Origin of the sequence: Vreelandella lionensis, from assembly GCF_044543515.1 — a bacterium.
Classification (GTDB): Bacteria; Pseudomonadota; Gammaproteobacteria; order Pseudomonadales; family Halomonadaceae; genus Vreelandella; species Vreelandella lionensis.
In genome coordinates this window covers 86,521-113,130 of the sequence record NZ_JBITWC010000001.1, presented here as the reverse complement: position 1 = coordinate 113,130, position 26,610 = coordinate 86,521, and the positions used below count along the sequence as shown (strand labels likewise).

The window sequence follows — 26,610 nt, the reverse complement described above, 5'->3', positions numbered from 1 at the left end:
ATGCACGACCTCGATATCGTCATTCTTGCGGCGGGTAAAGGCACGCGAATGCGTTCACAGCTGCCCAAAGTGCTGCATACGCTGGCGGGCAAACCCATGGTGCAGCACGTGCTGGAAACGGCCAGCGGCCTGAACCCCAGCCGAACCCATGTGGTAATTGGCCATGGAGCGGACCAACTGCGAGAAGCGTTGATAGAGCACGAAGTGTCGTTTGCGCTGCAGGAGGAGCAGAAGGGCACCGGCCACGCGGTTGCCCAAGCTCAACCTCACTTAGGCAGCGGTATTGTACTGGTACTATATGGCGATGTGCCGCTGATTCGCCGCGATACGCTAGCTAATCTACTGGCTCAGGTGGATGAGCAACATATGGGCCTTTTGACGGTGACGCTCGACGACCCAAGTGGCTACGGGCGTATTGTGCGTGACAGTGATGGTCAGGCCGTGGCGATTGTTGAGCAGAAGGATGCCAACGACGAGCAGTTAGCGATTACTGAGTGCAACACTGGCATTATGGCCATGACCAGTGCTCAACTGAAGCGCTGGCTGCCCCAGCTTTCCGCAGAAAACGCCCAGGGCGAGTACTACCTGACCGATGTGATCGCCATGGCGGCCAGTGAAGGCGTCAAGGTAGCAACGGCGCAGCCCCATAACGCCACTGAAGTGGAAGGGGTTAATAACCGCTTGCAAATGGCCCGCTTAGAGCGCGCTTACCAGCAGCAGATAGCTGAAACATTGATGGCGCAAGGTGTTGCCTTGGCCGACCCAACAAGAATTGATGTACGCGGTAAGCTTACCTGTGGCCATGATGTATTCATCGATGTGGGCTGCGTATTTGAAGGCAATGTAGAGCTTGGCGAAGGAGTGCGGGTAGGCCCTTACTGTGTCATCAAAAACAGCACCATCGGCGCAGAGAGCGAAATTAACAGCCATAGTGTTATTGACACGACAGTGGCGGCAGGCCTCAACCAAATTGGACCCTTTGCACGGCTTCGCCCCGGTACGCGCTTAGCCGTGAAAGCCAAAGTGGGCAACTTTGTGGAAACCAAAAATGCTGACGTTGGTGAAGGCAGCAAGATTAACCACTTAAGCTACGTCGGCGATGCTCGCCTTGGCCGTGATGTCAACGTTGGCGCAGGCACTATTACCTGTAACTACGATGGCGCTAACAAGCACCATACCGAGATTGGTGATAATGCCTTTATCGGCTCTAACACGGCGTTGGTAGCGCCCGTCTCGGTTGGTAAAGGGGCCACTGTCGGGGCGGGGTCAACGATTGCTAAAGACGTCACCGATTACGCCTTAGCCGTCTCTCGTAGCCGCCAGTTAGAAAAAGTTGATTGGCCACGCCCTAGTAAAGTTAAAAAGCCTAGTGCTAAGAATCATTAAAAAGCCGTATTCATCTATCAGTGCCGCCGTTTTACCGTTGCGCGGACTGGTTAAGTAGCTTAGGAGAAGAACTATGTGTGGCATCGTCGCGGCGGTTGCGCAGCGTAATGTGCAGGGAATTTTGCTGGAAGGGCTTAAGCGCTTGGAATATCGCGGTTATGACTCCTCTGGCATGACGGTGCTTAACGATGGAACGCTCACGCGGCGCCGTGCTTTGGGGAAAGTGGCTGCGTTGGAAGCGCAGCTAGAGACCGCGGCGCTACCGGGTAACTGCGGAATTGCCCATACCCGCTGGGCGACCCATGGAAAACCCTCCGAAGCTAACGCTCACCCACACCACAGCAGCGACAACGTTGCCGTAGTGCATAACGGCATTATCGAAAACTACGAAAAGATTAAAGAGATCCTGCAAGCCAGAGGTTATGCCTTTACGTCAGAAACCGATACCGAAGTGATCGCTCACTTACTGGCTGAAAAACTGGCGGCTGGGCTTACACTGTTTGATGCTACTCAAGAGATTGTCAGTGGTTTAGGAGGGGCCTATGCCCTGGGCGTCATGAGCGCTGCTGAACCCGGCGTTGTGGTAGGTGCACGCCAGGGCAGCCCGCTTGTGGTAGGCGTAGGTATTGATGAGACATTTTTAGCTTCCGACCCGCTGGCGCTGCTGCAGGTAACCGATCGCTTTATCTACTTGGAAGAGGGGGATTTGGTCGAGCTGCGGGAGCATGGCGATATCCGTATTGTCGATCGCAAAGGAAACAGGGTAGAGCGGCCCATCCATACCTTTGAGCATGGCGATGGCGCGGCCAGTAAAGGCGAGTACCGCCACTACATGCTCAAAGAGATCTTTGAGCAGCCTAAGGTGATCGAGGCGGCACTAGAGGGGCGGCTTAGTGCCAGCAGCGTGTTGGTAGAGAGCTTTGGGCCAGATGCCCAGGCGCTTTTTCAGAAAACGCGCCAAGTGCACATCATCGCCTGCGGCACCAGCTACCATGCGGGCTTGGTGGCACGCTACTGGCTGGAGCGCTACGCCGGGGTACCGGTGCAGGTAGAGGTCGCCTCCGAGTACCGCTATCGCCACCCGGTCGTACCGGAAGGGACGCTGTTTGTGACGCTCTCCCAGTCGGGGGAAACCGCCGACACCCTAGCGGCGCTACGCTTTGCACAAACGCTGAACTATGTTGGCTCGCTGGCTATTTGTAACGTACCTGGCAGCTCGCTGGTGCGCGAGTCGGATATGTCGCTAATGACCCGGGCAGGCCCCGAAATTGGCGTGGCCTCGACGAAAGCGTTTACCACTCAGCTTATTGCGCTGATGCTGCTCACGCTGGCTGTGAGCAAAGCCAAAGGACAGGCCGATTATCCAGATATCGTCGCCGCACTGCGTACGCTTCCTGATGTATGCCAACGTGTGTTGGCGCTAGACAGCCAAATCGAAACGCTTTCCCAGGCGTTTGCCGAAAAAAATCATGCGCTCTTTTTGGGCCGTGGTGCCCACTATCCAATTGCCCTTGAAGGCGCGCTGAAGTTAAAAGAAATCTCCTATATTCATGCCGAAGCGTATCCTGCCGGGGAGCTAAAGCACGGCCCGCTGGCATTGGTGGATAGCGAGATGCCGGTAATTTCAGTTGCCCCGAATGATGATCTGCTCGAAAAACTGAAATCCAACCTCCAAGAAGTCCGCGCCCGCGGCGGCCAGCTATTTGTATTTGCCGACAAGGAGGTCGGCATTAGCCCCGAAGATGATATCCGCGTTCTGGAGCTGCCCTATGTGCATGAAGCACTGGCACCGTTGCTCTATACCCTGCCGCTGCAGCTATTGAGCTACCATGTTGCGGTATTAAAAGGCACTGATGTGGATCAACCGCGTAACCTTGCCAAGAGTGTGACCGTCGAATAAGTGCCGTGTCACAATTAATTGCAGTTGGATGAATAAAGCGCTTTACAAGATGCGGCAAATAGCCGCATCTTATGCGCCATCGCTGCGTTGCAGCACATAGTTAGTGTGCTTATTATCGTGGCGGTATTCTCTAACCCTGCCAGGATCACGCTGCTATGAAACCACCTAACGTCCTTGCAACTCGGCATCCTGCTTGCCGTGTTGCTTGGTTGTTGACCGTACTCTGCCTGTTCGCTTTTCCTTCGCTCTCCTATGCTGCTGCCGGCCCATTAGATCTCACTGCCTCTCTTGCCGGAATTGCCTCTGTGACCATTTTCATTCTTGCCTATGCCTTGGTAATGAGTGAAGAAATTATCCACATGCGTAAATCCAAACCTGTTCTGGTGGCCGCTGGCCTTATCTGGGCGATGGTGGCGTGGGTGTATGTGCAGGCGGGCATGCCCCATGAGGCGGAAAGTGCCTTTAAAGAAACCCTGTTGGAATACACCGAACTTCTGCTGTTTCTGCTGGTGGCGATGACCTATATCAATGCCATGGAAGAGCGCCGGATATTTGATGCCTTACGGGCATGGCTGGTGCGCAAGGGGTTTAGCTACCGCAGCCTGTTCTGGATTACCGGGTGCTTAGCGTTTGGTATTTCTTCCATCGCCAACAACATGACCACGGCTATGCTGATGTGCGCGGTGGTGCTGAAAGTCGCCGAAGGTGATAACAAGTTTATTAGCTTGTGCTGTGTGAATGTCGTGGTGGCATCTAACGCCGGGGGCGCATTCAGCCCATTTGGTGATATCACCACGCTGATGGTGTGGCAGGCAGGACAAGTGCCCTTTGAAGGCTTCTTCGCGCTCCTGGTGCCCGCTATCGTGAATTTCATGGTGCCTGCGGTGATCATGAACTTCTTTATCGTCAACCGCCAGCCTGCCGCACTTACCGAGAACGTCTGGCTGAAGCGTGGGGCTAAACGGATCATTGTGCTGTTTTTAATTACCGTAGCCATTTCGGTATTGTGCCACTCGATTCTTTACCTACCGCCCGCCATGGGCATGATGTTTGGCCTGGGCTTACTGCAGTTCTTTGGCTACTACCTACGCCGCAGCCTGCCCCGCTCTCTGGAGCGCAAGCGTGAACGCTACTCCCGCCGTGGTGACTGGCAAAAGCTGGAGCAGCTCGGCAGCGTGGTGCCGTTTGATATTTTCAGCAAAATTGCCCGCTCCGAGTGGGATACGTTGCTGTTCTTCTACGGGGTCGTGATGTGTGTGGGTGGTCTTGGGTTTATGGGCTATCTTAGCCTGCTTTCCGAGACGCTCTACGGCGGCTGGGACCCAGTATGGGCCAACGTGGTTTTGGGCTTGATTTCAGCGGTGGTGGATAACATTCCGGTAATGTTTGCGGTGCTCTCCATGGCGCCGGATATGTCGGAAGGTAACTGGCTGCTGATTACACTCACCGCTGGCGTGGGTGGTAGCCTGCTATCTATGGGATCGGCAGCGGGTGTTGCGCTGATGGGCCAAGCTCGTGGCATCTATACCTTTGCGGTTCATCTGCGTTGGGCTCCGGCCATTTTGTTGGGCTACGCGGCCAGTATTGGGGCTCATTTGTTGGTAAATGCGGGCATGTTCTAACCTGCACCGGTGAGTCCTTTCCTGCTTAGCACTCTATTGCTGGGCAGACAAACAAAGCGCCCCTTATCTCAAGATAAGGGGCGCTGTGGTTAATAAGCGTGGTAAAGCCAACTCGTTACCTTAAGCGTAAAAAAGCTTATAAATCGTGTCCGGTAATGACCTGGCAAATGTCCGCGAAGCTGCGCGCCATGGGAACCACCGTGGTGGGAAGTTGCGTATTCAGGCGGCTACCCATCACCGTTTGAATATCGGTGGCAGAGATAATGCCGCGCACGCTCAGTTCCTGATTTGGCTTATGTTCGGTAATTAACAGGTGCTGCTCGGTAAAGCTTTCCATTGATAACACGAGATCTTCAATGGTGAGCGATGCCAGCTGCTCCAGCGGCATGGCGCTGAGTTTTTCCCAGGGCGTCATGATCATCGCGGCGGTGACTTCCGAACGCTCAAGATTGCGCTGCTGCATCGCCAAATTGATGCGCCGAGTGCCAATCACCTCTTTGGCGGTGAGCACGCCAATGCAGTGAGCCTGCTTGTCCATGACAAACAGCAGACGAACACCGCCGTGACGCATTTTAAAGTGGGCGTCATCAATCGGAGTGTCTCCGGCAATAGACTGCGGCATGACCTGGGTAAAATCGGTCAGTACTGTCATTGCCGGGCTGTCCGGGGTGAGCTGCTTGGGTGCTGGAGTGGTGAGTAGCGGGGTAGCACCGAATTGAACAAGCGGCTTATGAGAATGCAGTGTTTGGTTCATCGAGGGGTACCTCCGTGGTGTGAAGAAGCAGGTCATTCACTACACGCCTGCTCTGTACCTTCACATTTGCACGGAATTCTTATCACAATCTTAAGAGTCCGCCGGTGTTACATTTTTTCTCATTCTTTTGCATGGCGCTGAGTCAGCGCGTCCCTTGCTAATACTGCCCTGATGCGTAGGCCATTACCGGGAGCATCTTCGAGTCGTAGCAAGCCTTCATGGCGCTTTACTAGGCGCTCGACGATGGATAACCCTAGCCCTGCTCCCGCCCCTGGGCCTGCGCGCTGAAAACGTTCTACTACCCGACTGCGCTCGTGAACCGGTATGCCGGGCCCTTGGTCATCCACCATCAGCGTAATGCTCAGCACGGCAGCCTCAAGGGTAATCGTAATGGTGCTCTGCTCGGGGGAGTGCTGGATTGCGTTACCGACCAAATTCTGCACCAGGGTTTCAATCGCACCGGGCTCCTCTTCCATCGTCCAGTCGGCTTGATCATCGGCATCTAACAGCAGCTGCTGTTGGCGCTCTGCCGCCAGTGGCGAAAGCTTGGCCAGGGTTTCTCGGGTTTCCAGCAGCACGTTGGCATGGCGCAGTTCAGGCAACGGTTCCTCTTCGGGATCTAGGCGGGCTAGCGTTAACAGTTGAGAAACCAGCCGCGTCGAGCGGGCAACGCCGCTGCGCAGGTGGTACAGGGACTCTTCACGATCCTCCGCGTTATCAGCCGTTAAGGCATTCTGGGCGTGAAGATCCAGCACCGCCAGTGGGGTACGCAGCTCGTGGGCGGCATCGGCAATGAAGCGTTTCTCGCGCACACGCAGCTGGCGCAGCCGCTCTAAGAGCCGGTTCAACGCCCCGGCAATAGTGCCTAGCTCCTGGGGCAGCGGATAGAGTGTTAGCGGCTGTAGGTTATGTGGGTCGCGATTACGGATCTGTTCCGCCATGCGGGAAAGGGGCGCCAGCCCCCAGCCGATGGACCACCATAGCAGCAGCGTTAAGAAAGGTAAGCCGATCAGGTCTGGCAGCAGCGTACGCAGTGCCACCGCACTGATTAGCTCGCCGCGCACATCTTCACGCTCGCTTACCACCACGCGTTTTGTGCTATCGGGCACCTCAAGCACGTAGATCCGCCAAATGTAACCATCCACGCTGAGCGTTGAGTAGCCCGCTGGCTGCTGAACCAGCGGCGTACTGTGGGCGCTAGCAGAGCGCAGCAGCAAGCGGTCGTCTTCCCATAGCTGAAAGGCCAGCTTGCTTTCATAGCGGTGACCTGCAAAGCGTTTATCCGACTGCTCGGCGCGTAGCAGCGCTTTTTCCAAGCTGGTTAGTAGAACATCGCGGTCGTCATCGGGCAGCGGTGCTTGCAGTAAACCCTCTAGCAGGCGTGCATTCTGGGCTAGGCTAGCATCGTAAAGCTCTTCGATCTCATGGGCCGCATAGCGATAGCTGATGAAGCCAATCACTAACATGCTGGCACCAAATACTAAGAGGGCCAGCCCCAAGGTGCGTTGACGAATCGATGTCATGCCTCTTCCTTAGAGGGTTTATCCATGACGTAGCCAATGCCGCGTACGGTACGAATGACATCGGAAAACAGCTTTCGTCGCAGGTGGTGAATGTGCACCTCGATGGCGTTGCTCTCCACATCCTCCTCCCAGCCGTAAACCAGTCGCGTTAGGGTATCCCGGGTAAATACTCGGCCGGGGTGGCTCATAAACTCCTGCAGTAGCGTTAGCTCGCGGCGGGAGAGCGTTACCGACGCGTCTTGATAGCGAACGTGCAGGGTGTGTGGGTCAAGGGTAATGCCCCGACAGCTAAGCAGGCTGCTGGTTTGGCCCTGGCTACGGCGCAACAGAGCACGCAGGCGGGCTTTTAGCTCGGCCACTTCGAAGGGTTTGGTGAGGTAGTCGTCAGCGCCAGCGTCGAGCCCCGCGATGCGGTTGTCCACAGCATCGCGGGCGGTGAGTACCAAAATGGGTACATGACTGCCGTGTCGCCTGACTGCATTCAGCACTTCCATGCCGTCCAGGCGCGGTAAGCCTAAATCAAGAATCACCGCGTCAAACGGTTCGCCCTCGGTGAGCGCATTGAGCGCGGTAGCACCGTCACTCAGATGATCCACGGTATAGTGTTCGGGCTTTAAAGCTAGCCGAATACCCGAGGCTAAACTGGGGTCGTCCTCTACCAGCAAAATGCGCATAAGGCTCCTTATTCTGTCTGTGCTGCGTTACTCAAGCTCAGCGAGTAGCTGACGTATTTCACCACGGCGGCCACTGTCTGCCAGTTCGCGGCCTTCCCTGGGTGGAGCCAGTAGAGCGTTCTCTAATGCCTGGCGCGCTTCGGCATCACGACCCTGTTCATGTAAATAGTCGCCCCAGAAGTAGAGACTGTCGATCCCTTCGGGATTAATCGCAAGGGCGCGCTGCAAATGCCACTCGGCTTTGGCCTCATCGCCAAAACCAATGGGCCAGCCCGGCACCTGATAGTAGAGCGCCCCTAAGCTGGTATAGGCTGAGCCTTCCAGCGCCAGCGGGTTAAGTTCCAGTGCGGTTTCAAGCTCCTGTTTCGCCTCCTTCACCAGCGCTAGCGCGCCAAGCCCACCGTTCACCCCGGCTTCCGTAGAGCGGATAATACCCGCCCAGATATGCAGCTCGGCGGCTTCAGGGTGGCGCTCAACTAACTGTTCTGCGTGGTCACCCAACTGGCGAAAGGCTTGGCCTTGCTGATCTTGTGGTAGGGAGTACTTAATCTCGGCCCAGCGTTGCTGTAATTCAGTAAAGGATTCTGCCACTGCCGGGTTGTCGGGCTCGCTGGCAAAGCCTGGCAGGCTGAGTAGCCCAAAAGCCGTGGCCAGCAGCGTATGACGTAGAGCCTTTATTTCAAGCATAGCCACTGACCGTTTCATGGCGTGGACTCCTTAGTGGTAACAAAACGACGAATCACCGGTAATTGACGTAACAGCGCCCGATCTACCGCACCGGGCCACAGGTTGTTAAGGCGCGTGAAGAAGCGCTCCGGCCGACCAATTTGCAGCTCTTCGCGCTGCCGCTCCACTGCGTTGATAATGGCCAGCGCAACGGCGTGGGGAGAGTCAACCGCATTACCCAGTGCGGCGTTGAGCGCTTCGGTTTGCGGCGAGTTCATGGCCGTGCGTGTGGCACGGGGGGCGATATACATGACGCGTACCCGGGTGTCGGCAAGCTCGCGCCGCAGTGCTTCGCTAAAACCCCGCAGGGCAAACTTGGTCGCGCAGTAGGTCACCTGGCCTGGATAGCCCAACTGACCAAAGGTAGAGCCGATGGTGATAATCGTTGCCTGAGGGCAGGCCATCAGTTGAGGCAGCAGTGCCTGTGTTAGCTGCAGCGTGGCGGTTAGATTAATCGCCACCAACTGCTCGATATCGCTATCGGTGGTGGTATCGAAAAATCCCTGCTGGTTGTTGCCAGCTGCATTGATCAGCATATTGCAGCCCGCCAGGTGGGTCGCGCTGACCAAACGGTGGCGTTCCTCGGCTCGGGTCAGGTCTGCGGCAACGGCCACCATCTGCTCCGGGAAGCGGTTAACTAGCAGAGCGAGCACCTCTGGTTTTCGCCCACTGATGACAAGGTGCGCGCCACGCTGGGCCAGTGCTTCGGCTAGGGCATAGCCAATGCCGCCGCTTGCTCCTGTGATGAGCACCCGTTGGCCTGCCCATCCGCCAGGCAGTGTCTGCTTGCTAGGCCAACGCATGGCTAAGTTCCTCCACCGCGCTGCGACCTGCACAGCGCGCTTGAATGCCTCTGAACATCGCGCCGTACAGGCGGTAAAACATATTGGCGCTATCAATCACCACGGCGAGGTCTTCATCGCCAAGTTGGTTGATCTGCTGCTCGAAAAAGGCTAAATGGCCAATATCCAGGCTGCCGTGGGAGGTGAGATAGCGCACGGCGCTATTGGGCAGCGAGAGGCTGGCCTGTAGCCGCTCAGCGGCCTGGGTCGCTAGTGCCGTGCTGGTGCCTTCCAGTACTTGCACCATGCCGAAAAACGCCACCGGGTTGCCGTGCTCTACGCTATCTCGAATCCAGGCCACCATCAGCCGGGTGGCGGGGTCGGGCGTGGCCGCTGCTGCGGCATCCGCTTCACCGCCTGCGGCACGGATATCATCTAGAATCCACTGTTCGTGGCCGTGCTCCTCTTCGATGTACTCCACCAGTGCGGTGCGCAGCCAGTTCAGCCGGTCGGGCAACCGCGCGCCGCAGGCCATCATGAGCGGTACGGTGAAACGCACGTGGTGATATGCCTGGCTGAGAAACGCAAGGTACTCCTCCAGGGTGACATTGCCCGCCAGAGCGCGGTTAACAATCGGCGTTGTCAGTAGCCAGGTACGTGCTTCTTGGGTGGCGTCTTGTAGCTGTTGGTAAGCGGTCATGGTGTTGCTCCTTCTGTTGTGGGGTGTGACGCGCTCTGCAGCCAATGGCCATAGGCTGTCAGGAGTGTGTCGCGGCGCAGGCGGCCATTGGCCGTGAGCTGTTGGTTGTGGGGGGTAAAAGGGGCTGCGCGCTGCCACGCGTGCACCTGGGCGTAGTCGGGCAGCGAGCGGTTCACGGCATCAATCGCCGCGTCGATTTGGGTATCGGTGATGTGGGTGGAAGCGGGCACAATCAGCGCTCTATTCGCGGGCAAGGCTTCGCCGTAGACCATGGCTTGGGCGATGGCTGGCTGTGTGCAGAGTTCACCCTCTACCCACTGCGGGTTCACATTGCGCCCATAGGCGGTAATGAACACCTCCCGTTGGCGGCCGTTGAGGCGGATCGCGTCGCCTTGCCACTGGCCAGTGTCGCCGGTGGCATACCACTCGTCGCTTGGGGCTTCACCGAGATAGCCCAGCATTAGCGCGCCGCGCACGTGCAGCTGGCCGTTTTCATCCACCTGAACTTGCGCGTGTGGCAGCGGGCGGCCCACGCCGCCGCTTGGCTCGCCAGGGCGGTTAAGACACACCACCGAAGTGCACTCTGATAAGCCGTAGCCTTCATACACCGGCCAGCCGCTTTGCTGGGCGTTGGCGAGCAGGGTCGGTGCCACTGTTGCCCCGCCCACCGCCACAAAGCGCAGGCTACGGGGGGCATTGGGTGCGTGATTGACGAGCGCTTGAAGCAGTTGCGGTACGACAATCAGGCTGTTGGGCTGATAGCGGTCTATCGCTTCAAGAGCGTGGGGCGCGTGAAAGCCGCTGGCGCCCTGCCAGCCAAGTGCCGCCATGCCGGGCAGCACGCTACAGGCGCCTAACCACAGCGGTAGATACAGCCCACCGATGTTTTCCAATAGCGTGGAGAGCGGCAGCAGGGCAAGGTGACGGCGTATATCGAGCGGTGCGACGACGGTGGCGAGGCTTTCGGTTACGGTGAGTAGCGCCGCATTATCCAAACACACCCCTTTGGGCGCGCCGCTGGTGCCAGAGGTAAAGGTGATGCGCGTGGTGTCTGCGTGTAATACAGGCGGCTGTTCAACCCAACGCTGTGTGATGGCCGTATCATTGGTGGGCTGAAAGCCGTAGGTGTTGCTGCCGTGGCCAATCCAGCTATCCAGCCCCGCTTGCTGAACGATGTGGCGGCGCTGCTGGTCGCTGAAAAACTCAGGAATAGGCACGGCCACGCAGGCTTCCATCATCAGCGCTAAGTCCCAGAGCGCCCATTCCAAACCGTTATCTAGCGCCAGCGCGACCCGCCGAGCGTGAGCGTTGCGTAGCCGCTGGCGGCGCTGAGCAATCTGATCAAGTAGATCGGTATAGGAGAGGGAACGGCTGCCGTCAGTCAGCGCAATGTGCTGGGCAGCGCTGGTGGCATAGTGCTCAATACGTGCCAGTAAGGCATTAGGCTGAGCGCGCATGGAGCACCTCTGTGCTAACGAGGCTAACAGGCGTAGCAGAGGCCTGCAGGGTGCGCATGGCGCTGCGTAAGTCACCGGCCATTACCCACGGGCGATGCTCGTAATAGTGCCCCCACAGTGCCTGTTCATCGCCTAGGCGGCTGGGGTCGGCAGGAGTGATTGGCTGCGGTTCAAGCCCTAAGCGGCGCAGCCCGTTAGCCACTTCTGGCGTGGCCGTAAACAGCAGCCAGGCGATGCCTTCGGACGCTAGCTGGTGGGCTAAATGGATGAATAGCTGGCGCTGCAAGCCGGGCCGAAGGGTGGCTAAGTTGCCAATTTCAGCGATATCCTGGCGGCGAAGGGAGTGATCAAAGCGCTCGTTGAGCACCTGTTCGGCTTGGCTATCCAGGTAGCGTTCTAAAAACAGCGGCTCGCTGTCGGCCACGCGGAGCCCAACCGCGGCATAGGGTTGTTCTGCCTGCCAAAGGCCAAATAGACGCGGTAGAAAGTGATAGACCGTGGCGTTGTGTTGATGCGCGAAACGCGCCTGTATCAACTGCTGAAGCTGTATCCTGTCATGCTGGCTATAAGCTTCCTGCCAGCGCAAAGGTGTTAAGGGCAACGAACGTAGGTGAGCCATCGGGCGATCTCCATCGTGTTTCCCGACACTCTCGTTGACATTACTTAACGAAAACTTAAGCCGTTAAAAAAATCAGACCATCCATTAGGCATAGGAAGCCACGGGAGCGCGCAGTGACAGCAGAATCGCAACGGAACCACCGCATGATGCCTTGCCTCGCCAACCGGCGACGCGAGGCGCTGCTGCACTTGGCTGCAGTGCACGACCCTGCCCTGCAGCCTGCGTTGCAACATGCATTAACGACGACCCAAGCGACGCCAGGCTTTGATTGGCAGGGTCTGTGGGTGGCGATGGATGGCGACCAAATAGTCGCGGCCGCCTGGGTGCAACCGCTGGCGAACCATACGGCGCAGCTATGGCTGCCTAAGCGGAATAACCCCGTTGCCCGGCAACTGCTGTGTGCATTGCAGGCTTGGGTGAGCGAGCAGCCAATAGTGCTTTGCCATGTGGCCCTGCCCGCGCCTTGGGCAGCTTGGGAGGAAACGTTGGTTAAGAGTGGTATGCGTACATTGGCTACCCTAGAGCATCTTGTGTGGCCGTGCCAGGCAGTTCATACGCCGCATACCCTGACGCTGCGCCCTCTTGGGGAGTTAGCGTTGGCTGAACAGCAAGCATTACTTGAACGGGTGGGTGAAGACTCCCTGGATTGCCCAGCGCTTCGTGATGTACTGCCGGTAGAAGCGCTGCTGGCGGGTTTTTACGCCCAGGCCGTGTCTGCTCAGGCGCCGAATCCCACCCACTGGTATCGGCTGAAGTATCAAGGTGACACTATAGGGGTACTGTTACTCGCCACCACCGCTCAGCACTGGAGCCTGCAGCTGATGGGGCTGGTGCCTGAATGGCGCGGTCAGAGGCTTGGTGGAGTCATCATTCAGCATGCCCAGGCCTTGGCAGCTCAGGCAGGGGCACAGTGCCTTGCCCTAACGGTGGATGCGCAAAACACCCCCGCACAGCGGGTTTATTCCCAAGCGGGGTTGGGACGGGAAGGGCGGGAGCAATTGCTAGCATGGTGCTAACCACGCCGATCAGCAGAGAAATACTCAGATAACGGACGTCATGGGTTGAATTGCCGCGCTTAGTAGCATTTTCTTACCCTTTATGTTCTCGGTATACTAACTCCATACGCATGTCTTGGCGTCTGGGTTGCCAAAGTAGATAGTGGTACTGCCGCATCAGGGGCAAGTGCGGCGTCTCCAAGCGCTAGGTATCAAGCATGAGCACTAATTTTGAAGCACTAAGCTTTTATTAAATAAAACTTAAGAGGTGGTGAGAGTGAAATCTAAGCTGATCATGAGCGGGCTGGCGGCCCTCGGCGTCATGGCAGGCACATCCGGTGCTTATGCCCAAGATGCAGCGCGTGACGCAATCGCTGAGCGCCTAGCGCCGGTAGGACAACTCTGCCTTCAAGGCCAAGACTGCGGCACGGCAGCAGCCCCCGCGGCTTCTAGCAGTGGCGGTGATGGTGAAGTAGATGGCGAGGGCATCTACAACAACGTCTGTATGGCGTGCCACGAAACCGGCGCGGCCGGTGCGCCGGTACGCGGTGACGAAGCCGCTTGGGCCGAGCGTACCGAGCAAGGCTTTGCCACACTGCTAGACCATGCCATTAACGGTATTGGCGCGATGCCTGCCCGTGGCGGCAACCCCAACCTCTCTGACGAAGAGATGGAAGCCGCGGTTGCCTATATGGTCGAGCCCGTCATGGAAGTGCCTGAGCTAGGTGGCGGTGAAGAAGAAGCCGCAGCAGAAGCCTCTGAAGAGAGCGCGAGCGACGACATGGCAGCAGCCGACGACGCTGCAGCAGAAGAGTCAGCGAGCGAAGCCGCTGCTGCTAATGAAGAAGAAGCTGCCGGTGGCGACAGCGGTTTAGACGGTGAAGCACTCTACGCCAGCGTTGGCTGTGCGGCGTGCCACGGTGCCGGTGTTGCCGGAGCACCGAAGCTGGGCGACGCGGAAGCTTGGAGCCCGCGTATTGAGCAGGGTACCGACGCACTCTACCAAAGCGTCTTCAACGGTAAAGGCGTGATGCCGCCGCGTGGTGGCAGCAGCGCTTCCGATGAAGAGATTATGGCCGTGGTGGATTACATGGTCTCGCAAGCACAGTAAAGGCGAGCGGCCCGCCCTCATGGGCGGGTAAGCCAGGCGTTATAAACTATCCACAGGAGGGTGCTCCAAACCCCCTGTGGATATTTTTTTGTGCGATACACCGTTCACGACCTCATCCCAGCAGCGAGCGCAGCCCAGCAATCGCATCTTTACCGCGTGCCTGCTTTTTCTCCGGGTCCTCTTTATCGGCGCGGCCCTCCCACTCCAAGTCATCGGCGGGCAGCTCATCCAAAAAGCGGCTGGGTTGGCAGTCCATCAGCTCACCATAGGCCTTTCGCTGGCGGGCCAGCGTCAGCGTTAGCGTGCGCCGTGCGCGGGTAATGCCCACGTAGGCCAAGCGGCGCTCCTCCTCCACGGTATCCATCTCGATGGCGTTGCGGTGGGGCAGCAAATCCTCCTCCAGGCCCATCAGATACACATGAGGGAACTCCAACCCTTTGGAAGCATGCATGGTGAGCAACTGCACCCGATCCGAGTCATCCTCCTCCGCCTGCTGTTCGAGAATATCCCGCAGCACCAGGCGTGAAATGGCCGCTTCCACACCGTCGGTTTCCGTCGCGGTGGAATCGGTGGCGTCTTCCGGGTCGCGGTTCAGCGACTTCTCCAACTGATCAATCAAGATCCACACGTTGGCCATGCGCCGCTCGGCAATAGTAGGGGCGCTGGCGTTTTGGTAGAGCCACGCCTCGTAATCCATATCCCGCAGCATGTCGCGGATCGCGGCAATGGCATCGCCCTGGTCCATTCGCTTGCGCACGCCATCAATAAAGTGGATAAAGCGGGAAAGCCGCTCCACGGCGCGGGTAGGCAGGGTTTGCTCAAGCCCTAATTCATGGCAGGCGGCGAACAGCGAGATCGAGCGCTCGGTGGCATAGTTGGCGAGCTTCTCCAGCGTGCCGGGGCCAATTTCGCGGCGGGGCACGTTGACGATACGCAAAAAGGCGTTGTCGTCGGCGGGATTAATCAGCAGGCGCAGGTACGCCATGGCGTCTTTGATCTCGTTACGAGAGAAAAACGACGTGCCGCCGGAGAGCTTGTACGGGATCTGATAGTGCTGCAGCTTCAGCTCCAATAGCCGCGCCTGGAAGTTGCCCCGGTAGAGCACCGCAAAATCGCGCCATTCGGCTTTTTCTTTAATGCGCCGGGTGAGCATTTCGCTAGCCACCCGCTCGGCCTCAGCCTCTTCATGGCGGTTCACCACCACGCGAATCGGCGCACCGTCGCCCATATCCGACCATAGGGTTTTGTCGTAGACGTGGGGGTTGTTAGCAATCAGCGTATTGGCGGCACGTAGGATGGTGCCGGTAGAGCGGTAGTTCTGCTCCAGCTTGATGACCTTTAGGCGCGGGAAATCCTCCCCCAGCGTGACCAGATTCTCCGGCCGTGCGCCCCGCCAGGCGTAAATCGACTGGTCGTCGTCGCCTACAACGGTAAAGTTGGCCCGTTCCGCCATCAGCAGCTTTACCAGCAGGTACTGGGAGACGTTGGTGTCCTGATACTCATCCACCAGCATGTAGTGGATTTTGCGCCGCCAGCGGGCCAGCGCTTCGGGGTCGCGCTGTAAGAGCACCACCGGCAGTAGGATCAGGTCGTCGAAATCCACCGCGTTGTAGGCTTTCAGGTGGCGAACGTAGGCTTCATAGACGCGGGCGGCGAAGTGCTCGTCATCGTCGGCAGCGAACGAGAGCGCATCCCCTGGCAGCACCAGGTCGTTTTTCCAGGTCGAAATTTTGGCCTGCACGGCGTTAATCTGCTCGGCATCCACCTGGGCGTCTTTGTTCATCAAGTCGCGCAGCAGCGCCTTGGCATCCTCCGGGTCGAACAGCGAAAACCCCGGCTTGTAGCCCAGGGTTTTCAACTCGCCGCGAATAATATTGAGCCCCAGGTTGTGAAACGTCGAAACCGTCAACCCGTGGCCCTCTTTGCCCTTCAGCATCTGGCCCACCCGTTCTTTCATCTCTCGGGCGGCCTTGTTGGTAAAGGTTACCGCGGCAATTTTACGCGCGCTCATGCCACACTCTTGCACGAGGTAGGCAATTTTCGTGGTGATCACGCTGGTTTTGCCCGACCCCGCGCCCGCTAGTACCAGGCAAGGGCCATCGATGTAGCGCACCGCTTCTTGCTGGCGTGGGTTGAGCCCTTTGATACGGCTAAGAATGCTCTTTGGCGGTTGGGGCGTCATGGCGAAGGGTGACCTCTACAAGTGTTTCGGGGCAATTTCTATTACAATCAGCGGCGCTGACGAAGGCGCAGCAGGCAAATACAGCAGGTAACTCATAGGCAGGTGGTGATGTTTGAAGTAGCGCTATTCGAGCCGCGCATGGCTCCCAATACGGGCAACATTATGCGCCTGGTGGCGAACAACGGCTGCCGTCTTCATTTGATCGAGCCGCTAGGGTTTGATCTCGAAGAGAAAAAGCTGCGCCGCGCTGGTTTAGACTACCGCGACCTCGCCAACGTGACCCGCCACGCGGATTTTACGGCGTTTTACACCGCCATGCAGGGGCGCACCATCTGGGCGATTACCACCAAGGGCACCCGCGCCCACAGCGATGCTAACTTTGCACCGGGGGATGTACTGCTGTTCGGTTCAGAAACCGCCGGGCTCTCTCCAGAAGTGCACGCCATGCTTCCGGCGGAGCATAAACTGCGAATCCCCATGCAGCCTAATAACCGTAGTTTGAATCTCTCCAACGCGGTAGCGGTGGTGAGCTATGAAGCGTGGCGCCAGCAGGATTACGCTGGCGCCCTCGAGATTTAGACTTACCTGGCAATGCCGTATTGGTCGCGGTAAGCGCGTACCGCATCGGCGTAGGCGAGCATCTCGCCGCCTGCGTGCTCTTCAAGATACGTCAGCACTTGCTCAAGGGTGACGATGCTGACCACCGGCATGCCGTACTGGGCCTGTACTTCTTGAATGGCGCTCTGTTCGCCTTGGCCGCGCTCCTGACGGTCGAGTGCAATGATCACCCCACCGGCACGGGCACCGCTCTGCTCAATCAGGCCCATCACTTCACGGATCGCGGTGCCTGCGGTGATCACGTCATCAATGATCAAAATATCGCCTGAAAGCGGCGCCCCTACGATATTGCCACCTTCACCGTGAGTCTTGGCCTCTTTACGATTGAAGGAGTAAGGCATGTCGCGGTCGTGGTGGTCGGCCAGCGCGGCAGCGGTTACCGCTGCCAGCGGTATACCTTTATAGGCCGGGCCGAACAGTACATCGGCTTTCAAACCGCTATCGACAATCGCTTGAGCGTAAAAACGGCCCAGTTTGGCGAGTGCTCGTCCGGTTTGGAACAGCCCTGCGTTAAAAAAGTAGGGGCTAACGCGTCCGGATTTAAGCGTAAATTCGCCAAACTTAAGTACGCCCTGTTCAATGGCAAAAGCAATGAAATCGCGCTGGTAGGGTTGTAGAGTGGTGGCCACGGCATTCCTCACTAAGCGGTAGGTTTCAATCGGCACGAAAGCAACAATAAAAGTAGGGTAAATGGCAAGTTTTACTCGCTGCCTTTACCCAAACGTCTAAACGTCGGGTATCATACAGCAGCGACGCAAAAGGGACGATTTATGAAAATTGCCAGCATTAATGTCAATGGTATACGTGATGCCGTCGACCGTGGCTTCCTGGACTGGCTGGCTCAGCAGGATGCCGACGTGGTCTGCGTGCAGAACATCAAGGCGAAAAGTTTTGAACTGGGTGACCACATTCTCTATCCGGAAGGCTACGAAGGCTACTTCCTGGATGCCGAAGAGGATGGTTTCTCCGGTGTGGCACTCTATTGCCGCAAAATCCCCAAAGCCATTATGTACGGCTTGGGGTTCCCTCAGTGCGACCACGAAGGGCGCTTTCTGCAGGCGGATTACGACCGCTTCAGCATTGCCACCTTCCTGATGCCTGATGGAAGTGACCAAAAAGCCAAGCAGGCGTTTATGGAGCAGTACCAAGAGTACCTGACGAAGATGTCGCGCAAACGCCGCGAATACATCATCTGCGGTACCTGGCACATTGCCCACAAAACCGTCGATTTGGCCAACTGGTCGGACAACCAGCTCACCTCGGGTTTCCGCCCGGAAGAGCGTGCCTGGATGGATCAGGTGCTTGGCCCCACCGGCTTTATCGACACCTTCCGCGAAATTAATCGCGATGCAGGCGAGTACACCTGGTGGCCAAAGCTTGACCAAGACGTGCCCCGTGATCGTCAAGAAGGCTGGCGGATCGACTACCAACTGGTCGGCCCCAACTTCCGTCGTCACGTGGTGGACGCGTGGATTGATTACGATGCGACCTTCTCTGAGTTCGCACCGCTGATCGTTGAGTATGATCTAGCGCTTTAAGCGTTAGCTACTTCCCGCGTCGCGTTTAAGAAACAAGCCGCCCTTAGGGGCGGCTTGTTGCATTATTTTAAATCTCTAATTGTTAAAATATATATTATAAATTTTCTCGAAAGTTCCGTCTTCTTTAATTTCAAGTACTGCTTTATTGAACTCTTCTATTAATGCTGTATCTCTTGGCCGGAATGCAGCACCAATACCTGGACCATAGATTGATTCAGGCCCAGTAATTAATTCTCCCGTTTTTACAAAACGCTCATCCTGTAGCATCGTTTCTTGAGCAAGGGAGTACGCAGTGAAAACTAGATCAAGACGTCCAGCATGCATATCAGTAACTACTGAGCCTGAGTCGGCATAACGGTGAATATCCGCATCAGGATAATAGGTAGTAACATATTCATCTTGAATAGTGGCCTGTTGCACGCCGATTGCAACATCTGCCAAGTTACCTTCTAGATCGTATTCATTATTTGTATTTTTAACCCAAACGGATGGTACTTGGTAGTAAGGAATCGAGAAGCTAACTTGTCGCGAACGCTCTTCAGTGATGTTCATTGCTGACGCTATAAGGTCGTATTTACGCGCCATTAATCCAGGAATAATTCCATCCCAACCTTGTTCTACCCATTCGCACTCACGCTGCATGCGTTCACAAGCAGCATTGACTAATTCAACTTCAAACCCTGTGATGGTGCCATCAGGCTCTTTATATTGATAAGGCGCATAGGGCACATCGACCCCAATACGTAGTGGTTTACTATCAGCATGGGCGAGGCCGCCGATTAATACTGTCGTGAAAAGTAAGCAGCAGGTGGCTTGACGCATTTCGCATTCCTCTTGGTTTTATCGATGGTTGTGTGAGGCGTCGTACTCTCGGTATAAAGTTTTTGTTAGTTAATCTTGCTAAAGCGCGCACTGGAAAATTCGCTAAATTCATGGCTCATTCGGTCATGCAGCAAGGCTTGAGCCAGCTCTTCGGCGTGGAAAGCAGCTAAACTAATTCCGCTATGACAATTGATGTTATAGGCACCTGGGTAGGCTCTGGACGATTCATACAGTGGAAACCCATCAGGTGTCATTACTCGTAATGCACCCCAAGCACGCACTATGTTGGCGTTCTTCAGGTGCGGGTAAATACGCACCCCACGAGCTGCTAATTTCGCCATGATGCTGGTAGTCGCATCCCGGTTTAGACCTGCATGTTCATGGGTATCACCGATCAAGTAGCTACCGTTACCGGTTTGCCTTATCTGAGGTGTAGGAAGTTGTGATATCAGAGGCATTTTTTCCGTTACGAGGATCTGCCCTCGCAAGGGAAACACTTCTCCGCTCAGGCCCAACATGGGGGAGAGGTGCTTTGCTCCTAGGCCTGCAGCTACGATAATACGCTCGGCTGAAAAGTTACCGCCTAGAGTATTGGCAGTGAAGCCAACGATATTTGATTCGAGGCGCTGAACCGAGCAGCCTGGGTGATAGCTAAGACCCATCTTAAGGCTAGCTGTTAAAAGTGCGCGCAGAAGCAATAGCGGATTGCAATGACCATCATGGGGAGACCAAGTGCCCCCGTGAATGCTTTCACCTAAGCCAGGGAGATGGGTTAACAGAGCCTGTCTATCTAAGTATTCCCATTGAAAATAGCGTGCGAGATAGGGTGATGAAGCCTGAAGTTTACGATAGTTGGCCACACGTGCTTCGGCTTCCTGAACGTCAAAGCAAATATCAATACCGCCCTGGCGAGAGTATTCAAGTGGTACACCACTACGCTCGCTAAGCTCACTAGCAAAGAAAGGCCATGCATCGCTCGACTGTAGGCTCAACTCGGCATAACGAGGCATGCCTATACCTTTTCCTTGTACCCACGTTAGTCCGGCATTACCTCGTGATGCGCGTAAAACATCATCTCCTTCGTCTAGCATGATAACTTTTTGACCTCTGCGCAGTAGGCCATAGGCAACAGCCATGCCTACTACGCCACCACCAATAATTAAGAAGTCAAATTGCATGCCGCTAGCTCAATCTAGTTTAAGTAAGCTCGACTATAGGTAGGGATAGGCTATACGATCCAATACCAATAATTGTCCACTTCATGCGTAAAAGTTATGCCCATGCCCTCTCTTCATTTGCGTGACCGCCAGATTCTTGCTTTCAAGCATGTCATGGAGATCGGTACTGTTTCCGGTGCCGCCAGGCGTATGCTGATTGCACAACCGGGTGTCACACGCCTGCTCAAGCAACTGGAACATGACGTAGGGTTCACGCTCTTCGAGCGTGTTCGGGGGCGTCTGGTGCCGACACCGGAGGCGCGCCTATTTCATCGCGAGGTACAGAAGGTATGGAGCGGCATGGAGCACTTGCGCAGTACCGCACGGCGGATCAGCGAGCGTGAAGTCGGGGGGCTGCGTATCAGTGCCATGCCTTTGCTGGGAATGACCTTCCTACCCGATGTACTGGCGGACTTCGCGCCTGGCCATCCCGATGCCAGGATCGAGCTGGCCACTTTCCGCTCAGACCAGGTAGTGGAAGACGTCCTCACCCAGCGCTGTGACTTAGGCTTTGCTATTGTTTCTGCCATCGATGACCGTATGGACAGCGACGTATTTCATCTCGACAGCCTATGCGCGCTACCCTCTGGCCATCCCCTTGCGGAACGTGACACGGTGGAAGTGGATGATCTTGCCAATGAGACCCTGATCTGCTTCGAGCCGCAGGACCCCTTGCGCCTCGACCTGGAGCGGTTGATGGAAGCAAGACAGTTACGCCCCAGACGGCGCTTGGAAGTCTCGCTGGCCCTGCAAGCGGTCCGGCTAGTCGGCCGAGGAGTGGGCATCGCGGTCCTCGACCCCATCAGCGCCAGAGCTTTCAGCGACATGAACTTGGTATTAAGGCCTTTTTCTCCCTTGTTAGGAGAGGATTTTGCTTTGCTAACGCCACGTGACCAACCCGTATCTCAGCTCGCCCAGGAGTTTATCGGCGTGTTTCGCCAACGCTTCTTACAAGCCACCCGACTGCCATGGGAGCGCCAGAAAGATGATTAATCTTCGCCAGATAGAAGCCTTTCGGGCGGTGATTGTCCACAAGACAGTCACGCGTGCCGCCCAGACACTGCACGTTTCCCAGCCTGCTGTCAGTCGTCTGGTCGGAGATCTGGAGTTCCATGTGGGGTTTGCGCTTTTTCAGCGCCACAAGGGTAGATTGATCCCTACACCGGAAGCGTTAGCCCTCTATGAAGATGTGGAGCGAGCATTCGTCGGCCTGGATAAAATTACCGATACGGCCCGCGAGATCCGTGAATTTCGTACCGGTCGATTGCTGCTGAGCTGCATGCCCGCCCTGGCGTTGAATGCGCTGCCGACGATGATCAACGCTTTCTCCGAGCGACATCCAGGTATCACCATATCCCTGCAGGTGCATAGCTCTCAGCGGGTGCTGGAGTGGGTGGCGACACAACAGTGCGATGCAGGCCTGATAGGCATGCATCTGGTCGACCCCTCGGTCACCATTCGTCCGATTGCCAGTGGTGCATTGCGGCTAGTGATGCTGACTGATCACCCCCTTGCCAGCCAGTCTGTCGTGAATATAAAGGATCTTGAAGGGGAATCTTTCGTCTCTCTCGGACAAACCCAGGATGTCAGGCCGCTTATCGATCAGGCCTTCCAGCAGGCGGGCATCAGGCGTCGAATGCGTATAGAGACCCAATTGTCGAGTGTAGCGTGCGAACTGGTTTTGGCCGGAGCTGGGGTGTCGTTGATTGATCCGATCACCGCGGATAGCTACATTTCTCAAGGTTTAATATCACGCCCCTTTACCCCTGAAATTCCCTTTCATTACAGTGCAGTGCTGCCCGCTTTCCGTCCCCCGTCACGATTGGTGCTGGAGTTTCTTGAGGAGTTGAAACGGCATCTTGCCGACCAGCTTGATACATCGCCCACGCCATTAACCCATAACATTAGCGAATAGGATGGCTAACAAAAGGCATTAGTCCTGATGCCCGAAGCGATGCTAGTTTCAATTTCAGGTCGCACTGCCCACGCCTTCTGACCGTTTTCTAGCAATAACAGAAGCGGTGGCGGCCATTGATAACAACAAGCAAAACATCAACATCAATGACAGGACACTGCAAGCATGAAAAAAATGACTAGCCAAACGACTGCCATGGCGGGACTGCTGTTTCTCGGCATTAATACCGCTTTTGCTGAACCGCTTTATGTTGGTTCCTACGGGGGCTCTACTGAGCAAGCCATGCGCGATGAGATCATTCCAGCATTTCTCGAAGAGCATGACGCGGAAATCATCTACGTGGCAGGTAACTCCACAGATACCCTGGCCAAGCTACAAGCCCAGCGTGGTGACCAGGAGCTGGATGTGGTGCTGATGGACGATGGACCCATGTACCAAGCCGTCAATCTGGGTTTCTGCACGCCGATGCAAGATACTGCCATGCTTGATGACGTCTACGACATCGCGCGTTTCCCCGATGACAAGGCCGTCGGAGTTGGCCTGGTCGCTTCTGGTTTTGCTTACAATGCCGATATGTTCGAGCGTAATGGCTGGGAGCCGCCCTCCTCATGGCAAGACCTGGCGGATGAGAAATTTGCTGGCAAACTGGTCGTTCCTTCCATCAGTAATACTTATGGTGTGCATGCCCTGGTAATGGCGGCGCGTCTCAACGGGGGAAGCGAAAGCGATATCGATCCCGGTTTCGAATTCATGCAAGAGCAAGTCGCGCCTAATATCCTCTCTTTCGAGCCTTCGGCGGGCAAGATGTCCGAGCTGTTCCAGAATGAAGAAATCGCCTTGTCGGTCTGGGGCAGTGGACGCTTGCGTGCGTTGGCCAGCACAGGCTTCCCAGGCGCCTTTGCTTACCCCGAAGAGGGTGCCGTCGCTTTGATGGTGGCTGCCTGTGTCATCGAAGGCAGTGAAAAGCGCGAGCTGGCCGAGGCCTTTATCGAGCACCTGCTGGCACCGGAATCTCAGGAGCTGCTGGCTGACACCCAGGGCTGGGGCCCCGCACAGCGGCATGCTCAGCTATCCGACGAGTTGGCAAGCGTGCTCCCCTATGGTGAAAAGGTCGACCAGCTAGTGGCCGTGGACTGGGATGTCATCAATCCCAATCGTCTCGAATGGACCAATCGTTGGAACCGACACGTTGAGCGCTAGGCTCGCGACAACCCCGTTCCTTGTTGATATCCACTAAAGACACCACATCCTTGCCTCCCCATTTGATGGGCAAGGGTGTGGAGGAGTCCTGCCATGAGTTTCCTTCGTTTAGAGTCGCTGACCAAGCGCTTCGGCAGCAATACTGCCGTGCAAGACATCACCCTCGATATTGACCAGGGCGAGTTCGTCTCGTTACTCGGTCCGTCAGGTTGCGGCAAGACGACCACACTGCAAATGATTGCCGGCTTCGTTGAGCCCACTCGAGGACGTATCCTGATGAAGGGTGAGGACATTACGTCCTGCAAGCCCAATCAACGGGGCATCGGTATCGTATTCCAGAGCTATGCCCTGTTTCCCCACATGACTGTGGCGGAAAACGTTCGTTTCGGCCTGGAAATGCGCAAGGTCTCTGCCGGCGAAAGTCGCCAGCAGGTCAGTGAAGCACTGGAGCTGGTGCGTCTCGATCACCTCGAAGATCGCTATCCTCGCGAGCTGTCGGGTGGCCAACGCCAGCGGGTGGCCCTGGCCCGAGCGCTGGTCATTCGGCCACCGTTGTTGTTGCTTGATGAGCCGCTTTCCAACCTCGATGCGCAATTGAGAGAAAACATGCAGATCGAGCTGCGTAATATCCAACAGCAGGTCGGCACCACGACCCTGATGGTAACTCATGATCAATCGGAAGCGCTTTCGCTCAGTGATCGTGTCGTAGTGATGAATCAGGGCAAGGTGGTACAGGTGGACGAGCCCTTTGCAGCCTACGAGAATCCCAGAGACAACTTTGTTTCTTCTTTTGTCGGCAAGACCAATCTGTTTGACTGCCACATAGACCAGCGTGAAGGCAGGCAGGCCCATGTCAAGCTCGGCGACTGCCGGCTCGAGATCGCCGTGCCCGATGAGATCAAGGGGAACAAGGTTCAACTGTCGATTCGCCCGGAGAAACTGGCGTTGACTCAGCACATGGCCGGCCAGCTACAGGGGCGTGTGCGGACACGATTGTTCCTGGGCAACCACTGGCTGTACCAAGTCGATAGTAGTGCTGGCGAGCTGTTGATCACTCAGCCGAACCTGGGATCCCAAGGGGCGGCGGTAGGCGATGATGTCGGTATTTGCTGGCAAGACGGGGCGGTACGTGTCCTGGGGGAGCAAGCAAATGGCTGAGCTTGTTTCTCATCTTCCCTCTTCGTCAACCCGGACACGGTCGCTTAATCCGGTGCCGTGGTTGTTGAGCGCCCCAGGCGCCATTTTCTTTCTCGCCCTGTTGGGCATGCCGCTGATCATGACGCTGATACTCAGTTTCAACAGCTTTGATTATTCGGTTGGCATCGTCTCGTCATTCGGCCTCGAAAACTATATCGAGGTCCTGCAAGACAGTTATTTCCACGAGATATTTCTGCGCACCTACGGCATCAGCATAGCGGTAGTGGTGCTGTGTATCCTGATCGGCGTGCCGGAGGCCTATATTCTTTCGCGCATGCGCAGTCCATGGCGCTCGCTGTTTCTGGTCATCACCCTGGCGCCGCTATTGATTTCAGTGGTCGTGCGGACACTTGGCTGGGTCCTGTTGATCGGCGGCAACGGCTTGCTTGGTAAGTTTCTAGAAGGAAGCGGTATTGCCGAGTCCAGTGCTGGTAACTTGATGTATACCCACACGGGAGTGATTCTCGCGCTGGTTCATGTACTAGTGCCGCTGATGGTGATTTCGGTATGGGCCGCCCTGCAGAAGCTCGATCCTGCTGTCGAACATGCCGGCCTTTCGTTGGGCGCCAGCCATGCCACCGTCTTTCGTCGAGTGATCATACCCCAGGTACTACCCGGCATCCTCTCCGGCAGCTTGATTGTCTTTGCCTTATCCGCCAGCGCCTTCGCCACGCCAGCCATCATCGGTGGGCGGCGTCTCAAGGTAGCGGCCACCGCTGCTTACGACGAATATCTCAGCACCATGAATTGGCCGCTCGGAGCGGCAATAGCCATCGTGCTGCTGGTGGCCAATGTCGTCGTAGTGATGAGCTATAACCGCATGATGGAGCGGCGTTTCCGCCGTACCCTGGGCTAGGAGACATCACGATGTTACGTAATAGTAAACTTGCCCTGGCGTTTCACACGCTATTCGTTATTTTCCTGCTGGCTCCCTTGGTGGTGGTAATGCTGGTGGCCTTCACGCCGCATGGCTATCTTTCCTACCCCACGGATGGGTTCTCGCTGCGCTGGTTCACGGCAATCTTCGAACACCACGACTTCATCCGCGCTTTCTGGAATAGCCTGTATCTCGGTATTGCTGCCGCCAGTTTCTCGGCCTTGCTAGCGGTGCCTGCGGCGCTGGCCATTGTTCGTTACCGGTTCCGTGGCCGTGACGCGTTGGTCGGTTTATTCCTGTCGCCGCTGATGATCCCCCATGTCGTTCTCGGGGTAGCTTTCTTGAGCTTTTTCTCCCAGATAGGCATTTACGGTAGCTTCTGGGCATTGATTGCGGCCCACGTGATCATTGTCATGCCCTATACCATGCGCCTGGTGATGGCATCGGTATTCGGCATGGATCGTAGTGCTGAAAAGGCCGCCTTGTCGCTGGGTGCTTCCCAATGGACGACGTTCCGGCGTATCACCATGCCAATGATCCTTCCTGGCGTCGCAGGGGGCTGGATACTGGCGTTCACCACCAGCTTCGATGAATTGTCCATGACCATTTTCGTGGCCTCGCCAAGCACGACCACGCTACCTGTGCAGATGTACAACCATATCGCTCACACTGTCGATCCGCTGATCGCCTCGGTCTCTACCGTACTGATCGTGCTGACGGTGCTGTTCATGGTGTTGCTCGATCGGCTCTACGGAATCGACAAAGTTCTCATCGGCAAGGGCTAAGGAGCCAGCT

25 protein-coding genes are annotated in these 26,610 nt (G+C 56.4%); 13 read left to right on the top strand and 12 right to left on the bottom strand.

Annotated features, from left to right (window positions below):
• The 3 genes from glmU to nhaD all read left to right on the top strand — a co-directional run bounded on the left by glmU (position 1) and on the right by nhaD (position 4,908).
• A complete protein-coding gene (glmU, locus tag ACIGG6_RS00585) occupies positions 1–1,386 on the top strand; it encodes a bifunctional UDP-N-acetylglucosamine diphosphorylase/glucosamine-1-phosphate N-acetyltransferase GlmU (protein WP_399841206.1) in 1,386 nt (461 codons plus the stop codon).
• Positions 1,387–1,459: 73 nt separating this feature from the next.
• A complete protein-coding gene (glmS, locus tag ACIGG6_RS00580; protein WP_399841203.1) occupies positions 1,460–3,286 on the top strand; it encodes a glutamine--fructose-6-phosphate transaminase (isomerizing) in 1,827 nt (608 codons plus the stop codon).
• A 155-nt stretch (positions 3,287–3,441) separates the two neighbouring features.
• Positions 3,442–4,908 (top strand): sodium:proton antiporter NhaD, encoded by a 1,467-nt coding sequence (gene nhaD / locus ACIGG6_RS00575; protein ID WP_399841201.1) that lies wholly within the window; start codon positions 3,442–3,444, stop codon positions 4,906–4,908.
• A gap of 136 nt (positions 4,909–5,044) precedes the next feature.
• On the opposite strand, the gene ACIGG6_RS00570 is transcribed toward nhaD, so the two are convergent.
• The 8 genes from ACIGG6_RS00570 to ACIGG6_RS00535 all read right to left on the bottom strand — a co-directional run bounded on the left by ACIGG6_RS00570 (position 5,045) and on the right by ACIGG6_RS00535 (position 12,143).
• Entirely contained in the window at positions 5,045–5,662 is a 618-nt protein-coding gene (locus ACIGG6_RS00570) for a CBS domain-containing protein (protein ID WP_399841198.1), read from the bottom strand.
• A 119-nt stretch (positions 5,663–5,781) separates the two neighbouring features.
• A complete protein-coding gene (locus ACIGG6_RS00565) occupies positions 5,782–7,185 on the bottom strand; it encodes an ATP-binding protein (protein WP_399841196.1) in 1,404 nt (467 codons plus the stop codon).
• On the bottom strand, positions 7,182–7,859 hold the full coding sequence (locus ACIGG6_RS00560) for a response regulator transcription factor (RefSeq protein WP_399841194.1): 678 nt from the start codon (positions 7,857–7,859) through the stop codon (positions 7,182–7,184). The genes ACIGG6_RS00565 and ACIGG6_RS00560 overlap by 4 nt, the downstream gene beginning before the upstream one ends.
• Before the next feature lie 27 nt (positions 7,860–7,886).
• Positions 7,887–8,564, bottom strand: a complete 678-nt coding sequence (locus ACIGG6_RS00555) for a hypothetical protein (protein ID WP_399841191.1) — start codon at positions 8,562–8,564, stop codon at positions 7,887–7,889.
• On the bottom strand, positions 8,561–9,388 hold the full coding sequence (locus tag ACIGG6_RS00550; RefSeq protein ID WP_399841189.1) for an SDR family oxidoreductase: 828 nt from the start codon (positions 9,386–9,388) through the stop codon (positions 8,561–8,563). The genes ACIGG6_RS00555 and ACIGG6_RS00550 overlap by 4 nt, the downstream gene beginning before the upstream one ends.
• Positions 9,375–10,067, bottom strand: coding sequence for a TenA family transcriptional regulator (locus tag ACIGG6_RS00545; RefSeq protein WP_399841186.1), 693 nt, complete (start codon positions 10,065–10,067; stop codon positions 9,375–9,377). The genes ACIGG6_RS00550 and ACIGG6_RS00545 overlap by 14 nt, the downstream gene beginning before the upstream one ends.
• Complete coding sequence (locus ACIGG6_RS00540; RefSeq protein WP_399841183.1) at positions 10,064–11,524, bottom strand: AMP-binding protein; 1,461 nt, start codon at positions 11,522–11,524, stop codon at positions 10,064–10,066. Before ACIGG6_RS00540 ends, ACIGG6_RS00545 begins: the two co-directional genes overlap by 4 nt.
• The gene (locus ACIGG6_RS00535; protein WP_399841181.1) at positions 11,508–12,143 is read right to left on the bottom strand and encodes a thermostable hemolysin; all 636 of its coding nucleotides are present in this window, start codon (positions 12,141–12,143) and stop codon (positions 11,508–11,510) included. The genes ACIGG6_RS00540 and ACIGG6_RS00535 overlap by 17 nt, the downstream gene beginning before the upstream one ends.
• 143 nt (positions 12,144–12,286) lie before the next feature.
• Between ACIGG6_RS00535 and ACIGG6_RS00530 the strand changes: the two genes are divergently transcribed.
• Both ACIGG6_RS00530 and ACIGG6_RS00525 read left to right on the top strand, forming a co-directional pair.
• Positions 12,287–13,159 carry a GNAT family N-acetyltransferase gene (locus ACIGG6_RS00530; RefSeq protein ID WP_399841178.1) on the top strand — a complete coding sequence of 291 codons (873 nt, stop codon included), beginning with the start codon at positions 12,287–12,289 and terminating at the stop codon, positions 13,157–13,159.
• Positions 13,160–13,415: 256 nt separating this feature from the next.
• Entirely contained in the window at positions 13,416–14,249 is an 834-nt protein-coding gene (locus ACIGG6_RS00525; protein ID WP_399841176.1) for a c-type cytochrome, read from the top strand.
• Positions 14,250–14,361: 112 nt separating this feature from the next.
• Here ACIGG6_RS00525 and rep read toward each other — a convergent pair whose 3' ends face one another.
• The gene (gene rep, locus ACIGG6_RS00520) at positions 14,362–16,431 is read right to left on the bottom strand and encodes a DNA helicase Rep (protein ID WP_399841173.1); all 2,070 of its coding nucleotides are present in this window, start codon (positions 16,429–16,431) and stop codon (positions 14,362–14,364) included.
• 108 nt (positions 16,432–16,539) lie between these two features.
• On the opposite strand from rep, the gene ACIGG6_RS00515 reads away from it, so the two are divergent.
• Positions 16,540–17,010, top strand: coding sequence for a tRNA (cytidine(34)-2'-O)-methyltransferase (locus ACIGG6_RS00515; RefSeq protein WP_253018726.1), 471 nt, complete (start codon positions 16,540–16,542; stop codon positions 17,008–17,010).
• Positions 17,011–17,012: 2 nt separating this feature from the next.
• On the opposite strand, the gene pyrE is transcribed toward ACIGG6_RS00515, so the two are convergent.
• The gene (gene pyrE / locus ACIGG6_RS00510) at positions 17,013–17,678 is read right to left on the bottom strand and encodes an orotate phosphoribosyltransferase (protein WP_399841171.1); all 666 of its coding nucleotides are present in this window, start codon (positions 17,676–17,678) and stop codon (positions 17,013–17,015) included.
• A 141-nt stretch (positions 17,679–17,819) separates the two neighbouring features.
• Between pyrE and ACIGG6_RS00505 the strand changes: the two genes are divergently transcribed.
• On the top strand, positions 17,820–18,587 hold the full coding sequence (locus ACIGG6_RS00505) for an exodeoxyribonuclease III (RefSeq protein WP_159343622.1): 768 nt from the start codon (positions 17,820–17,822) through the stop codon (positions 18,585–18,587).
• Between the two features lie 75 nt (positions 18,588–18,662).
• Here ACIGG6_RS00505 and ACIGG6_RS00500 read toward each other — a convergent pair whose 3' ends face one another.
• The gene (locus ACIGG6_RS00500; protein ID WP_399841169.1) at positions 18,663–19,409 is read right to left on the bottom strand and encodes a transporter substrate-binding domain-containing protein; all 747 of its coding nucleotides are present in this window, start codon (positions 19,407–19,409) and stop codon (positions 18,663–18,665) included.
• A gap of 65 nt (positions 19,410–19,474) precedes the next feature.
• The gene (locus ACIGG6_RS00495) at positions 19,475–20,587 is read right to left on the bottom strand and encodes an NAD(P)/FAD-dependent oxidoreductase (protein WP_399841167.1); all 1,113 of its coding nucleotides are present in this window, start codon (positions 20,585–20,587) and stop codon (positions 19,475–19,477) included.
• Positions 20,588–20,689: 102 nt separating this feature from the next.
• On the opposite strand from ACIGG6_RS00495, the gene ACIGG6_RS00490 reads away from it, so the two are divergent.
• The 6 genes from ACIGG6_RS00490 to ACIGG6_RS00465 all read left to right on the top strand — a co-directional run bounded on the left by ACIGG6_RS00490 (position 20,690) and on the right by ACIGG6_RS00465 (position 26,600).
• Entirely contained in the window at positions 20,690–21,619 is a 930-nt protein-coding gene (locus ACIGG6_RS00490) for a LysR family transcriptional regulator (protein ID WP_399841165.1), read from the top strand.
• Positions 21,612–22,541, top strand: coding sequence for a LysR substrate-binding domain-containing protein (locus ACIGG6_RS00485; protein WP_399841163.1), 930 nt, complete (start codon positions 21,612–21,614; stop codon positions 22,539–22,541). The genes ACIGG6_RS00490 and ACIGG6_RS00485 overlap by 8 nt, the downstream gene beginning before the upstream one ends.
• Before the next feature lie 165 nt (positions 22,542–22,706).
• Positions 22,707–23,741 (top strand): ABC transporter substrate-binding protein, encoded by a 1,035-nt coding sequence (locus ACIGG6_RS00480; protein WP_399841160.1) that lies wholly within the window; start codon positions 22,707–22,709, stop codon positions 23,739–23,741.
• A 93-nt stretch (positions 23,742–23,834) separates the two neighbouring features.
• Positions 23,835–24,899 carry an ABC transporter ATP-binding protein gene (locus tag ACIGG6_RS00475; protein ID WP_399841158.1) on the top strand — a complete coding sequence of 355 codons (1,065 nt, stop codon included), beginning with the start codon at positions 23,835–23,837 and terminating at the stop codon, positions 24,897–24,899.
• The gene (locus ACIGG6_RS00470; RefSeq protein ID WP_399841156.1) at positions 24,892–25,794 is read left to right on the top strand and encodes an ABC transporter permease; all 903 of its coding nucleotides are present in this window, start codon (positions 24,892–24,894) and stop codon (positions 25,792–25,794) included. The genes ACIGG6_RS00475 and ACIGG6_RS00470 overlap by 8 nt, the downstream gene beginning before the upstream one ends.
• A gap of 11 nt (positions 25,795–25,805) precedes the next feature.
• Entirely contained in the window at positions 25,806–26,600 is a 795-nt protein-coding gene (locus ACIGG6_RS00465) for an ABC transporter permease (RefSeq protein WP_399841154.1), read from the top strand.
• The last annotated feature ends 10 nt before the right edge of the window (positions 26,601–26,610 follow it).